The 12,694-nt window shown below is 67.5% G+C and carries 12 protein-coding genes; 5 read left to right on the forward strand and 7 right to left on the reverse strand.

What is annotated here, in order from left to right; all coding sequences use genetic code 11:
- Genes ccmB through napE form a run of 7 tightly spaced genes read right to left on the reverse strand, consistent with a single transcriptional unit; the run spans position 1 to position 5,437 of the window.
- A complete protein-coding gene (gene ccmB, locus ACSVDO_RS16480; protein WP_489596427.1) occupies positions 1 to 597 on the reverse strand; it encodes a heme exporter protein CcmB in 597 nt (198 codons plus the stop codon).
- 53 nt (positions 598 to 650) lie between these two features.
- Positions 651 to 1,328: a cytochrome c biogenesis heme-transporting ATPase CcmA gene (gene ccmA / locus ACSVDO_RS16485; RefSeq protein ID WP_489593459.1), complete on the reverse strand. Its 678-nt coding sequence runs from the start codon at positions 1,326 to 1,328 to the stop codon at positions 651 to 653.
- Positions 1,329 to 1,332: 4 nt separating this feature from the next.
- Entirely contained in the window at positions 1,333 to 1,977 is a 645-nt protein-coding gene (locus ACSVDO_RS16490; RefSeq protein ID WP_489593462.1) for a cytochrome c3 family protein, read from the reverse strand.
- A gap of 30 nt (positions 1,978 to 2,007) precedes the next feature.
- A complete protein-coding gene (locus tag ACSVDO_RS16495) occupies positions 2,008 to 2,502 on the reverse strand; it encodes a nitrate reductase cytochrome c-type subunit (protein WP_332537631.1) in 495 nt (164 codons plus the stop codon).
- 17 nt (positions 2,503 to 2,519) lie between these two features.
- Positions 2,520 to 5,012 (reverse strand): periplasmic nitrate reductase subunit alpha, encoded by a 2,493-nt coding sequence (gene napA, locus ACSVDO_RS16500; RefSeq protein WP_489593463.1) that lies wholly within the window; start codon positions 5,010 to 5,012, stop codon positions 2,520 to 2,522.
- Positions 4,993 to 5,280 (reverse strand): chaperone NapD, encoded by a 288-nt coding sequence (locus ACSVDO_RS16505; RefSeq protein WP_489593465.1) that lies wholly within the window; start codon positions 5,278 to 5,280, stop codon positions 4,993 to 4,995. Before ACSVDO_RS16505 ends, napA begins: the two co-directional genes overlap by 20 nt.
- 13 nt (positions 5,281 to 5,293) lie before the next feature.
- Positions 5,294 to 5,437: a periplasmic nitrate reductase, NapE protein gene (napE, locus tag ACSVDO_RS16510; RefSeq protein WP_213293422.1), complete on the reverse strand. Its 144-nt coding sequence runs from the start codon at positions 5,435 to 5,437 to the stop codon at positions 5,294 to 5,296.
- A 913-nt stretch (positions 5,438 to 6,350) separates the two neighbouring features.
- Between napE and ACSVDO_RS16515 the strand changes: the two genes are divergently transcribed.
- From ACSVDO_RS16515 to ACSVDO_RS16535, 5 genes are all read left to right on the forward strand, one after another.
- Positions 6,351 to 7,364: a helix-turn-helix transcriptional regulator gene (locus tag ACSVDO_RS16515; protein WP_332537626.1), complete on the forward strand. Its 1,014-nt coding sequence runs from the start codon at positions 6,351 to 6,353 to the stop codon at positions 7,362 to 7,364.
- 213 nt (positions 7,365 to 7,577) lie between these two features.
- Positions 7,578 to 9,650 (forward strand): TonB-dependent receptor domain-containing protein, encoded by a 2,073-nt coding sequence (locus ACSVDO_RS16520; protein WP_489593468.1) that lies wholly within the window; start codon positions 7,578 to 7,580, stop codon positions 9,648 to 9,650.
- Entirely contained in the window at positions 9,637 to 10,761 is a 1,125-nt protein-coding gene (locus ACSVDO_RS16525; protein ID WP_489593469.1) for an ABC transporter substrate-binding protein, read from the forward strand. Before ACSVDO_RS16520 ends, ACSVDO_RS16525 begins: the two co-directional genes overlap by 14 nt.
- Complete coding sequence (locus ACSVDO_RS16530; protein WP_489593471.1) at positions 10,758 to 11,843, forward strand: FecCD family ABC transporter permease; 1,086 nt, start codon at positions 10,758 to 10,760, stop codon at positions 11,841 to 11,843. The genes ACSVDO_RS16525 and ACSVDO_RS16530 overlap by 4 nt, the downstream gene beginning before the upstream one ends.
- Complete coding sequence (locus tag ACSVDO_RS16535) at positions 11,840 to 12,664, forward strand: ABC transporter ATP-binding protein (RefSeq protein WP_489593473.1); 825 nt, start codon at positions 11,840 to 11,842, stop codon at positions 12,662 to 12,664. Before ACSVDO_RS16530 ends, ACSVDO_RS16535 begins: the two co-directional genes overlap by 4 nt.
- The last annotated feature ends 30 nt before the right edge of the window (positions 12,665 to 12,694 follow it).

A 12,694-nucleotide genomic window follows, 5' to 3' on the forward strand; every position in this document is an offset into this window, starting at 1 on the left:
TCATTCCAGCGCCAGGCGCAGCGCCTGTGCAATGGCCCATGGCATGGCCAGCAGCGCCAGGCACAGGCAGGCGCCCAGCAGGTTCAGCGCGGGCGCGGCACTCAGGCCCAGGCTGGCCTGGGTCACCGCATGGCTGCCAAAAATCAGAATCGGAATGCTCAGCGGCAGCACCACCAGCGCCAGCAGCAGCTGGCCGCGCAGGCCCAGCGTCAGCGCCGCGCCCAGGGCCGCGAGCAGGCTCAAGCTGGGCGTGCCCAGCGCCAGCGCGGCCAGCAGCACCCCGACGGCATCGGCGGTCATGCCGTACTGCCAGCCCAGCACGGGAGCGGCCAGCAGCAGCGGCACGGCGGCGATCAGCCACTGGGCCGCGACTTTCATGCCGACCAGCAGCCACAGCGGCGTGGCAGCCAGCGCCCATTGCTCCAGCGAACCATCGGCCAGCTCGCCTTCGAACAGCTGATGCTGGCCCAGCAGCAGCGCCAGCAGCGCCGCGACCCAGACCACGCCCGGGGCGATCTGCCGCAGCAAGGCGCTGTCGGGCCCCAGCGCCAGCGGAAACAGGCTGCCGACCAGCACAAAGAAAAGCAGGCCGCCCAGCGCCTGCGCGGGCCGGCGCTGGGCCAGCCGCATCTCGCGCACGAAGACGGCTTTCAGCATGCGGCCTCCGGCGCGCCGGCGCACGGCAGGCGCGACAGGTCCAGCGTGCGCATGCCGCTCTCGGGCAGCGCCAGGCCGCGGTGGGTCGCCACAATGGCCAGCCCGCCGGCAGCGCAATGCGCCGCGAGTATTCCGGCAAGGCAGGCGCTGCCCTCGTCGTCGAGCGCATTGTCGGGCTCATCAAGCAGCCACAGCGGACGATTGCCCAGCACCACGCGCGCCAGGCCCAGGCGCCGGCGCTGGCCCTGCGACAGCCGCCCGAAAGGGCGCGCGGCCAGGTCCTGCAGGCCCAGCGTGGCAAGAGTACGGGCGACATGCGCGGCATTCCAGGCCTGGCCTTGCAGCGCCAGCGCGAAGCGCAGGTTTTCCAGCGCCGTCAGCGCATCGTTCATGCCGGCCTGGTGACTCAGATAGGCCAGCTGCTGCTGGTAGGGCGCGGCGCTGGGCGCCAGGGTCTGGCCCGCCCAGGCAAGCCGGCCCGCGCGCCACGGCATCAGCCCCGCGAGGCTGCGCAGCAGCGTGCTCTTGCCCGCGCCGTTGCGCCCCTTGAGCACCAGCAGCTGGCCTGCGCCCAGCTCGAACGACAGCTCGCGCAGCAGCACACGGCCATTGCGCACGCAGCCCCAGCCGGACACCGCAAGAGACAAGTCAGCCCAGGCCGTAGGCTCCATGCAGTTACGGCTTGACGGCCACCGCCGCCACGGGCATGGGCACGACCTGGCCCGGGCTGTCGGTGGGCGCCTGGCCCGGTGGAATATGCGGCAGCTTGTGGGCAATGCCCTTGTGGCAGTCGATGCAGGTCTTCTCCTTGTTGGCGAGATAGGTCGAATGCATGTTCTGCGCACGCAGGCTCTGGCGCGTCATGTCCATGGAGTCGTAGTTGTGGCAGTTGCGGCATTCGAGCGAATCATTGGCCTTGAAGCGCGCCCATTCATGCTGGGCGAGTTCCAGCCGCTTGGCCTGGAACTTCTCCGGCGTGTCGACGGTGCCGAAAATCTTGCCCCAGACTTCCTTGGAGGCCTGCATCTTGCGCGCCATCTTGTCGGTCCAGTTGTGCGGCACATGGCAGTCCGAGCAGATCGCGCGCACGCCCGAGCGGTTGGTGTAGTGGATGGTGCTCTTGAGTTCGGCAAACACGTTGTCGCGCATCTCGTGGCAGCCCGTGCAGAACTTCTCGGTGTTGGTCAGCTCCATTGCGGTGTTGAACGCGCCCCAGAAAAGAATGCCGGCAATGAAGCCGCCTATGGTCAGGAAACCGAGACTGAAGTGCACGCTGGGGCGGCGCATGACCGCCCAGTAGCGCTTGATGAAATTCATCATGGTGGTGACCTTTTGCTGCCGGGGGCCGCGTCAGTTTTTCTTCTGGGGCTTGCCCGGCGCCTGGTTGCGCAGCGATTGCAGCAGCAGCGTGTCGACGTCGACAAACGTGTTGTTGACCAGCGGCCGCACCGGGTCCTGGGCCACATGGCACTGCATGCAGAAATAGCGCCGCGTCGAGACCTGGCCCAGCATGTTGCCGTCGCGGTCCATGTAATGCGTGATCGACACCGGCACGGCCTGGAACATCTCGGCCTTGGTGCGCGAATGGCAGTCAAGGCACTTGTTGAAGTTCTTGTCGATCTGGTAGCCGTCGACGCGGTGCGGGATGATGGGCGGCTGCATCGCATAGTTGCGCGTGCGGCGCACGTCGTCGTTGACCGCGTTGCCCAGCACCGGCGGCTTGGTGGTTTCCATGATGGGCGTGGGGCCGCGCGCGTTGTCGTGGAAGTTCTGGCCCAGGGGCTGGGCCCAGGCCGCGCCCGTGCAGAGCATCAGCAGCAGGCCCAAAGTACGAATGAATTGCATGATCCACACTCCTATGGCTAGACCTTGGTCAGTTTCACTGCGCACTTCTTGAAGTCCGTCTGGAATGAAATCGGATCGGTGGCGTCCAGCGTGACCTTGTTGATCAGCTGGCTGGCGTCGAACCAGGGCACATAGACCAGGCCGCGCGGCGGCTTGTTGCGTCCGCGCGTCTCGACGCGCGAGCGCATCGCGCCGCGCCGCGAGGCTATCTCCACTTCGCTGCCGCGGCGCAGGCCCAGGGCCTTGGCGTCCTCGGGGTGCATGTAGCACAGCGCATTGGGCACGGCGCGGTGCAGCTCGGGAACGCGGCGCGTCATCGAGCCCGAATGCCAGTGCTCGAGCACGCGGCCCGTAGACAGCCAGAACGGAAACTCCTTGTCGGGCGACTCGGCCGCGGGCTCGTAGGGCAGCGCATAGACAATCGCCTTGCCGTCGCTGTTGCCGTAGAACTGGTAGCCGCTGCCGGCCTTCACGTAGGGGTCCGAGCCTTCGCGGTAGCGCCAGCGCGTTTCCTTGCCGTTGACCACGGGCCAACGCAGTCCGCGCACCTTGTGGTACTCGTCGAACGGCGCGAGGTCATGCCCATGGCCGCGGCCAAACGCCGCGTATTCCTCGAACAAGCCCTTTTGCACATAGAAGCCGAAGTGCCTGGCTTCGTCGTTCTCGTAGCCGGCCTCCATCTGCGTGGCCGGGAACTTGTCGACCTGGCCGTTGCGGTACAGCACGTCGTACAGCGTCTTGCCGCGGAACTCGGGGCTCTTGGCCAGCAGCTCCTCGGGCCAGACTTCCTCGATCTTGAAGCGCTTGGAAAACTCCATCAGCTGCCACAGATCGGAGCGCGCCTCGCCCGGCGCCTTGACCAACTGGTGCCAGAAATGCGTGCGCCGCTCGGCGTTGCCGTAGGCGCCCTCTTTCTCCACCCACATGGCCGTGGGCAGTATCAGGTCGGCGGCCACCGCCGTGACCGTGGGATAGGCATCGGACACGACAATGAAGTTGTCGGGGTTGCGGTAGCCCGGATAGCCTTCCTGGGCAAGGTTGGCACCCGCCTGGATATTGTTGTTGACCATCACCCAATAGGCATTGAGCTTGCCGTCCTTGAGCATGCGGTTCTGCTCGACGGCGTGGTAGCCGGGCTTGCCGGGAATCGTGCCTTCGGGCAGCTTCCAGAGCTTCTCGGCGGTCTTGCGGTGGGCGGGATTGGTGACCACCATGTCCGCCGGCAGGCGGTGCGAGAACGTGCCGACCTCGCGCGCCGTGCCGCAGGCCGAAGGCTGGCCGGTCAGCGAGAACGGGCTGTTGCCCGGCGTGGCGATCTTGCCCACCAGCAGGTGGATGTTGTAGATCATGTTGTTGGCCCAGACACCGCGCGTGTGCTGGTTGAAACCCATGGTCCAGAACGACACCACCTTGCGCTTGGGGTCGGCATACAGCTCGGCCAGCGCCTCGAGGCGGTTGGCGGGCACGCCGGTCAGCTCGGCCGTGTACTCGAGCGTATAGGTGGAGACGAACTTGGCGTACTCCTCGTAGGTTGCGGGCTTGGAGCCGTTCGCATCGCCGGCGTTCTTGGCGGCTTTTTGCAGCGGATGCTCGGGCCGCAGGCCGTAGCCGATGTCGGGGTTGCCGATCTTGAAATTGCAGTGCTTGGAGACGAACTCCTGGTTCACGCGGCCCGTGCGGATGATGTGGTTGGCAATGTAGTTCAGGATGGCCAGGTCGGTCTGCGGCTTGAACGTGAGCTCGATGTCGGCCAGCTCGTACGAGCGGTGCTCGAAGGTCGACAGCACGGCCACCTTGACGCCCTGAGCGCTCAGGCGCCGGTCGGTCACGCGCGTCCAGAGCACGGGGTGCATCTCGGCCATGTTCGAGCCCCAGAGCACGAAGGTGTCGGTGGCCTCGATGTCGTCATAGCAGCCCATGGGCTCGTCCATGCCGAAGGTGCGCATGAAGCCGGCCACCGCCGAGGCCATGCAGTGGCGCGCATTCGGGTCGATGTTGTTCGAGCGAAAGCCGGCCTTGAACAGCTTGGACGCGGCATAGCCTTCCCAGACCGTCCACTGGCCCGAGCCGAACATGCCGACCGAGGTCGGGCCCTTGTCCTTGAGCGCCTTCTTGAACTTCTCGGCCATCACGTCAAACGCGGTGTCCCAGGAGACATGCTGGAACTCGCCGTCCTTGGCGTACTGGCCGTTCTTCATGCGCAGCATGGGCTGGGTCAGCCGGTCGGCGCCATACATGATCTTCGACAGGAAATAGCCCTTGACGCAGTTCAGCCCGCGGTTCACCTCGGCCTGCGGATCGCCCTGCGTGGCGACCACGCGGTTGTCCTTGACGGCCACCATCACGCCGCAGCCCGTGCCGCAGAAACGGCAAGGCGCCTTGGACCAGGTCAGCTGCGCGTTGGCGCTGCCGGCCGCGTCCTGCGACACGGCCTGGATCGGAATGCCGGCCACGGCCCCCGCGGCGGCAGCTGCCGATTGACGAACGAAATCACGCCGGGTGCTGGTCATGGCCGACCTCCTGGTTCAGAAAATGCCGGGATTCGGCGTGTTGATAGACGAGAGAGACGTTGAGCACGCCGGCGATCTGCTGGATCTGCGCCACCTTGTCCATGATGGCGCCGGCATGGGGGCCTTCGAGGGTCACGACCAGCTTGCCGTCGGGATGGGTGCCATGCACCTGCGCGTCATCGACCTGCAGCAGGGCTTGCGCGACATGGGACAGGGTCTGCGGCATCACATGCACCACGAGACTCGCGATATGGAGTTCGTCGGGCAAGACGCGCCCGGGCTCAGACATGCGGGGGCCCGGCAAACATCTGATAGAACCAGACCAGGAAACCGTAGGCGGCGATGATCGCCCCCGCTAGTACTGGTGCCACCACGATGGTGAGAAACGCAAAGCTGCGCAACTCCTCTTTGGCTCTATCAGTCATGGGTTCACCGTTTCCGGGACCTCGACGGGCCCCTGTAGCGCTGCATATTGCGGCCCACCCACCGAGTGGCCTTGCCGGCTCGACGTTGCATTGACCTTTGCGCAGCGGTTATTGCGACATATCGGAATGCTAATGCCGCAATACCCACCAGGACTTGATATGAATCAACTCCGGGCAAGGCATTTTCTGAACAACTGCGGCAGGCGCATTCAAGTGCATTTAAACCTGCGATCCCGGACAAGCGCAAGCACAAAAGATAATCGCGGCGAAAATCTTCCGACCAAATAATTCTCGTTCGCGATGGCAAATCGGCTTGCGTGCCGCAGCTGCGCGGGGCCGGCAACAGACCATGCATGGCGCTTTGCGCGCGCGTCGCCGACTGTAGGAAGAGGCCGCATATGCTGATTCGGAGCTACCAAAGTCGATCTTGTTCTTTGGATTCGGCCGGGGATGAAGCTAATATTGTCCCCAATGAAGAATGCCTTCCGACAGGGCTTTCAACGGCGCCTTCGCCAAGCCATTCTTCCAAAGTGACGTGCAGAGAAAACGCGGCAAGCCTCCATGCTCCTGCGAATATCAGCGCCCTCACAGCCTTTGTCGCGAAACCCTTGTCTTGCTGGAAGGACTGCAATGAAGAAACCCCTGCATTGGTTCTGTACCCTGGCGCTGGTGACCTGAAGCGCTGCGGCTGGCGCAGGCCTGTCCTGGCGCCGGCGTGATGAATTGAGACCGCCGCCCCGCGGCGGCATGAATCTGCCGTGCCCTGGCGCACGGCGTCTGATGCGCTCCCTGGCAGCGCATCAGACCACTTGCCGGCACGCGGCAAGCGCTGTGGGCAGACCCGCCACGCAGGCCTTTTTGCGAAACCGCTTAAAATAAGAATTATTCTCAACAAGCGCATCCGCCGCCGCCCATGGCCTCGTCTCTTGTCTCCCTTTCGCGCAAGCAGCCCCGCTGGATGGGCCTGGGCACGCTGCACGCGCGCGATTTCCAAGGGCCGGACTACCGGTTTCTGGACGCCCAGGTCGAGGGGCAGGACGCCTTGCTCAGCGGCCATATCCAGTCGATCCAGATACAGCCCGGCATCTGGCTGCACGGCGTCGAAGCCAGGGATCTGCGCACCCTGCACACCACCACGCCGGCCGAGCCCGGCGTGCATATCGTGGTGCTGCTGGAAGGCAGCGTGGATGTGGCGTTTGGCGGCCAGCCACTGCAGATGCAGGTGCCCGATGCGCCCGGCCTGCAGGCCTGCGGCGCGCTGGTTCATTCGCGCCCCGGCGACCAGTTCGAGCGGCACTGGCGCTGCGGCAAGTACGAGCGCAAGCTGAGCCTGAGCGTGGCGCCCGAACAGCTGCCGGCCTTGGGGCTTGCCGACCAGGCTCTGCCCGCGCTGCTGCGCGCCTGGATCGACAGGCAGCAGCTGGCGATACATCCCTGGCAGCCTTCGGCGCGCGCCATTGCCGTGACCGAGCAGATCATCCAGCTGGCACGCGAAGGCAGCGCCCCGCTGCTGCTGCTCAGCCGCACGCTCGAGCTGCTGCACGAAGCGCTGCAGTCGCTCGATGGCGCGGCGCCGGACAGCAGCGCGCCGGCCGCCCTGGGAATGCGCGAACACCGCCGCATGGCCGGCCTGAAGGCGCTGCTCGACAGCAACGACCCGCCGCTGCAGCCGCTGGGCCAGCTCGCGCGCGACATCGGCCTGAGTCCCAGCGCGCTGCAGCGCCAGTTCAAGCAGCTCTACGGCACGACGATTGACGACTACCGGCGCGACCGGCGGCTGGAACGCGCCTGGGCGCAGCTAGAGCAGACAGGCTGCAGCGTGGCGGAAGTCGCGCACTGCGCGGGCTACACCAGCGCCGCGAACTTCGCCACGGCCTTCAAGCGGCGCTTCGGCATTTCTCCCAAGCTGGTGCGCGCCAGGCTCTGAGGCGCCGCCGGCGCGCGGCGCGGCGGAATCCGGCGTACAACTTAAATGAGAAGCATTTTTAATTGAAACGCAAACATCTGCCGTGCTTGCGCAAACCACCGGCCTGACCTTAGGTGCTGAAATCAACGGCTGCCAAACAGGGGTAAGCATCCGCCCGCGCATCGCGCCGCGGCCGGACGGCGCTCCGCCACCATACCAACAGGTCAGAGGGTCATGAACACCACAACGCAACCACCCGTTTCCCGCGCCGCCGTGCGCTGGGCCGCTGCCGCCAGCTTGGCCGCAAGCGTCGCCCCGGCGCTTGCCCAGCCCGTCGAGGCGCCGCTTGAAACCGTCGTGGTGACGGCCAGCGGCGTGCAGCAGCGCATCAAGGATGCGCCCGCATCGATCAGCGTGCTGACGCAGGAGGACCTGCGCAAGGGCAACTTCACTTCCGTGGCCGACGCCGTGCGCCAGGTCGAAGGCGTGTCGGTGGTCGGCGACAACCCCAACGCCACGGACATCATGATCCGCGGCCTGCCCGGCGAATACACGCTGATCCTGATTGACGGCCAGCGCCAGAACACGCGCGAGACCATGAACCGCGGCACGACCGGCGTGCAGGCCAATCTGCTGCCCCCGGTCTCGGCCATAGAGCGCATCGAAGTCGTGCGCGGTCCTATGTCGTCGCTGTACGGCTCCGAAGCCATGGGCGGCGTGATCAACATCATCACCAAGAAAGTGCCCGGCCGCTGGGGCGGCAGCGTCGCGGCTTCGACCACGCTGCAAGGCGACAAGGACTACGGCAATTCGCGCGGCGGCGAGTTCTGGATCGGCGGGCCGATCAAGAGCGACGTGCTGGGCCTGCAGCTGTGGGGCAAGAGCGACAGCCGCAGCGAAGGCGACACCTACTATCCCGGCGCCGAAGGCGCCTACGGCCGCAAGAACCAGAGCCTGGGCGCCAAGCTCACGGCCAGGCCAGACGCGCGCCAGGAAGTGGTGCTTGACCTGGGCAGCGAACGCACCAGCACCGAGACCACACCGGGCCGCTCCACCCTGCCCGCCTATGCCTGGAACAGCGTGCGCCATTCGCGCGACCACTATGGCATCAGCCACAACGGCCGCTGGGACTTCGGCCAGTCCAAGCTGTCGCTGTACCGCGAGGAAGGCGAGAACACGGACTGGCCCCAGGCCGTGAACTACAGCAGCCGCAAGCTCACCAACACCACGCTCGAAGGCAACCTGACCCTGCCGTTTGCCAGGCATGTTCTGCGCATGGGCGGCCAGCGCCAGCGCAGCACGCTGGGCGGCATACGCAACGAGGCCGCGGTCGCGGGCTATCCGGTGAACATCAACAGCGTCTCGCTCGACAGCCATGCGCTGTTCCTCGAGGACGACTGGCTGATCACCGAGCAGTTCACCTTGACCGGCGGCGCGCGCATGGACCACGACGAGCGCTATGGCAAGCATTGGTCGCCACGCCTTTATGGCGTCTACCACGCCAGCGAGGCGCTGACGCTGCGCGGCGGCGTGACAACCGGCTTCAAGGCGCCGGCACTGCGCCAGAGCACGGCCGGCTACTGCATGACGACCGGCGGCAACTCGGGCTATCGCGGCCCGCTGTGCGGCAACCCCGACCTGCAGCCCGAAACCAGCACCACCCGCGAGTTCGGCCTGACCTACGAATGGGCGCCCGCCAGCCGCGTCACGGCCACGCTGTTCAACACCGACTTCAAGAACAAGGTGGTGAGCTTCGACTCGGGCCGGCCCGACCCGCTCAACCCCGCCTCGGCCAACCATCTCTATGTCTACGACAACGTCGACCGGGTGCGCATCCGCGGGCTGGAACTCGGACTGCAGCTGCCGCTGGCGCGCGACCTGCGCCTGAACTCCAGCTACACCTATACGCAGTCGCGCCGCCAGGGCGGCACCGAAACCGCGTTTGACGGCAGCTCGCTGGACGGCCAGCCGCTGGAGAAGACGCCGCGCCACCTGCTCAATGCCCAGCTCGACTGGCAGGCCACGGGCAAGCTGCTGACCTTCGCCCGCCTGAACTTCATGGGCAACGCGGTCTACGCGGGCTACCGCAACGGCGCCGCGGTCACGCGCCAGCGCGGCAGTTCGGCAACGCTGGACCTGGGCGGCAGCTACAGCCTGAGCAAGACCGTCGCGCTGCGCTTCTCGCTGCTCAACGCCACCGACCGCAAGGTGCCCGTGGACCTGCGCACGCGCACCCAGGGCCTGGACGGCAACTGGATGATGGACGAAGGACGGCGCATCTGGCTGGGACTCCATGCGGACTTCTGACATGACACCCGGCAGCACGCGCCGGCAGTGGCTCGCCCTCGCCGCCGCGCTGGGCGCGGGCCCGGCCTTGGCCAGCACCCAGCCGGTGCAGATCACCGATCTGCGCGGGCGCAGCGTGCGGCTGGCGCGCCCCGCGCAGCGCATGGTGCTGGCCGCGACCGACGACTTCGTGATGCTGTCCATGCTCGCGCCCCAGCCGGCGAAAAACGTGGTTGCCTGGAACAAGTGGCGGCTGGACGCGCAAAGCCTGCAGATGCTGCGCGGGCCCGACCCGCGCGCCTTCGCGCACATGGCGCAGCTGGCGATAGACGGCCCGCAGAACCTGCATGCCGAGGCGCTGATCGCGCTCGAGCCCGATCTCGTGGTGCTCGATCCGTTCTACGGCCAGGCCAGCCAGACCGTGTCCCGGCTGGAAAAGGCCGGCATCGCAGTGGCGGTGCTGGAAGTCAGCCCCGATCTGCGCCAGGCCGAGCCCACGCGCGGCCTGGTCCAGTTCGGCATTCTCACCGGCCATGAAGCGCGGGCGCGCGAACTGGCGGCGTTTCTCGAGCAGCGCCTGGCGCGCATACGCGAAGGTGTGCAGCGCCTGCGCGCGCGCAATGCGCGCTTGCCGCTGGTGCTGATGGAGCCGCATGCGGGCTCGGCGCCCTGCTGCCTGTCGATGGGCGCGGGCAAGAATCTGGGCGACATGGTGCGCATGGCCGGCGGCCGGCTGATCGGCGGCGAGCTAATTGCCGGCATGGCCGGAACGCTGAGCACCGAATACGTGATGGCCCAGGACCCCGAGATCTACATCGGCACCGGCGGCCTGCACCTGCAGTCGCGCGGCGGCCTGCTGCTCGGGCCCGGGGTCGCGCCGGGCCAGGCCCAGGACAGCCTGCGCCGCGTGGTGCAGCGCACGGGTCTGGCGCAGACGCGCGCCGTGCGCAACGGCCAGGTGCATGGCCTCTGGCACGGCGGACTGGGCATCGTCAGCCTGGAATGCGTTGCCACCTGGCTGCATCCGCGCGAGTTTGCCGACATCAAGCCCCAGGCCACGCTGGACGCGCTCAACCAGCGCTTTCTCGCTGCGCCCTGGCGCGGCAGCTTCTGGACTTCGCTGCAACCATGACTGACTTTCCTGCCGTGGACCCTGGCCTTTCCTCGCCGGCCCTGGCCGAGCCGCTGCGCGCCTACCGCGCAAGCCAGCGCAGGCGCTGGTGCCTGGTCGCGCTGCTGCTGGCGCTGACGCTGGCCGCCATGCTGCTTGACATCACCAGCGGGCCTTCGTCGCTGCGCTTCATGCAGGCCCTGCACGGCCTGTGGCAGCCCGACTCGCTGCCACCCAGCCTGCATGTCGTGCTCTGGGATCTGCGCCTGCCCGTGACCCTGCTTGCGGTGCTGGTCGGCGTGGCGCTGGCAGTTGCCGGCGTCGAGATGCAGACCGTGCTGGGCAATCCGCTGGCCGAACCGTTTACGCTGGGCGTGTCGTCGGCCGCGGCGCTGGGCGCTTCGCTGGCCATCGTGCTCAACTGGGGCATTCCGGGCCTGCCCGCGGCCTGGCTGGTCTCGGGCAACGCTTTCATCTTTGCGCTTGGCGCGCTGGCGCTGCTGCAGCTGTTTGCGCGCCGGCCCGGCGCCGATGCGCAGATTCTGGTGCTGTTCGGCATTGCCATTGGCTTTGCGGCCGCGGCGCTGCTGTCGCTGGTGCAGTTTGTCGCCAGCGAGGACGCGCTGCAGCAGCTGGTGTTCTGGAGCATGGGCAGCCTGGCGCGCGCCGACTGGCTGGGCGTGGGCCTGCTGGCCCTGGTGATTGCCTGCGTGCTGCCGTTTTCCTGGCGCGCTGCCAGCGCGATGACCGCGCTGGGCCTGGGCGACGAGCGCGCGCGCAGCTACGGCATCGACGTGGCGCATCTGCGCCGCTGGGCGCTGCTGCGCATCAGCCTGCTGGCGGCCGTGGCCGTGGCGCTGGCCGGCACCATTGGTTTTGTCGGCCTGGTCGGCCCGCATGTCGCGCGCCTGCTCGTGGGCGACGGCCACCGCCATCTGCTGCCCGCCGCCGCGCTGGTGGGCGCGCTGCTGATGGTGCTGGCCTCGGTGGTCAGCAAGTCCATCGTTCCCGGCGTGCTGCTGCCGGTGGGCATCATCACCGCGCTGGTCGGCCTGCCGGTGTTCGTGCTGCTGGTGCTGCGCCGCACGCGGGGTGCGGCATGAAAGCCTGTACACCCACGCTCGCGCCGGCGCCGCTGGCAATTGACAATCTGCAGGTCGACTACCGCCAGCGCCGCGTGCTGCAGGGGCTCACGCTGCCGCCGCTGGCCCCCGGACGCCTGCTGGCCCTGGTCGGGCCCAACGGCGCGGGCAAGTCCACGCTGCTGCGCGCGCTGTCGGGCCTGGTGCCGGCGCGCGGCCAGGTGCGCTTTGGCGCCAGCGAGCTGCTGACCCTGCCCGCGGCGCAGCGCGCGCGCCAGGTGGCCTTCATGCCGCAACTGGGCGCGGCGGGCGGCTCGCTCACGGTGCTGGAAGCCACGCTGGTGGCCATGCACGGCCTTGCAACGGCCTCGCCGGCGCGCGCCATGCAGGCCCTGGAACAGCTGGGCATGGCGCCACTCGCGATGCAGCCGCTGGCCCACCTTTCGGGCGGCCAGCGGCAGATGGCGGCGCTGGCCCAGGTCATGGTGCGCGACTGTCCCATCGTGCTGCTTGACGAGCCGGTCAGCGCGCTCGACCTGGCCCATCAATGGCAGGTGATGCAGACCGTGCGGCAGCTCGCGCACGCGGGACGCATCGTGATCGTGGTGCTGCATGACCTGTCGCTGGCCGCGCAATGGGCCGACGACATCGCGCTGCTGCAGGCCGGCCGGCTCTGCGCCTTCGGCCCGCCGCAGCAGACCATCACGCCCGAACGCCTGCGCGCCGCCTACGGCGTGAACGCGCGCGTGCGCAGCTGCGAGCAAGGCCGGCTGTTCGTGCTGGTCGATGGCCCGGCCGGACCGCACCCGCAGCCGCCCGTACAAACCGCTTGGAGCGGCTAACACCCGCCAGCAAATCGCCGATTTGCGGTG

Source organism: Comamonas sp. DB36, from assembly GCF_057914905.1.

Excerpts from the sequence above, each read along its gene's own strand:
- ccmA (WP_489593459.1), bottom strand. The coding sequence starts at position 1,328 with ATGGAGCCTACGGCCTGGGCTGACTTGTCTCTTGCGGTGTCCGGCTGG.
- ACSVDO_RS16490 (WP_489593462.1), bottom strand. The coding sequence starts at position 1,977 with ATGATGAATTTCATCAAGCGCTACTGGGCGGTCATGCGCCGCCCCAGC.
- ACSVDO_RS16495 (WP_332537631.1), bottom strand. The coding sequence starts at position 2,502 with ATGCAATTCATTCGTACTTTGGGCCTGCTGCTGATGCTCTGCACGGGC.
- napA (WP_489593463.1), bottom strand. The coding sequence starts at position 5,012 with ATGACCAGCACCCGGCGTGATTTCGTTCGTCAATCGGCAGCTGCCGCC.
- napE (WP_213293422.1), bottom strand. The coding sequence starts at position 5,437 with ATGACTGATAGAGCCAAAGAGGAGTTGCGCAGCTTTGCGTTTCTCACC.
- ACSVDO_RS16515 (WP_332537626.1), top strand. The coding sequence starts at position 6,351 with ATGGCCTCGTCTCTTGTCTCCCTTTCGCGCAAGCAGCCCCGCTGGATG.
- ACSVDO_RS16520 (WP_489593468.1), top strand. The coding sequence starts at position 7,578 with ATGAACACCACAACGCAACCACCCGTTTCCCGCGCCGCCGTGCGCTGG.
- ACSVDO_RS16525 (WP_489593469.1), top strand. The coding sequence starts at position 9,637 with ATGCGGACTTCTGACATGACACCCGGCAGCACGCGCCGGCAGTGGCTC.
- ACSVDO_RS16530 (WP_489593471.1), top strand. The coding sequence starts at position 10,758 with ATGACTGACTTTCCTGCCGTGGACCCTGGCCTTTCCTCGCCGGCCCTG.
- ACSVDO_RS16535 (WP_489593473.1), top strand. The coding sequence starts at position 11,840 with ATGAAAGCCTGTACACCCACGCTCGCGCCGGCGCCGCTGGCAATTGAC.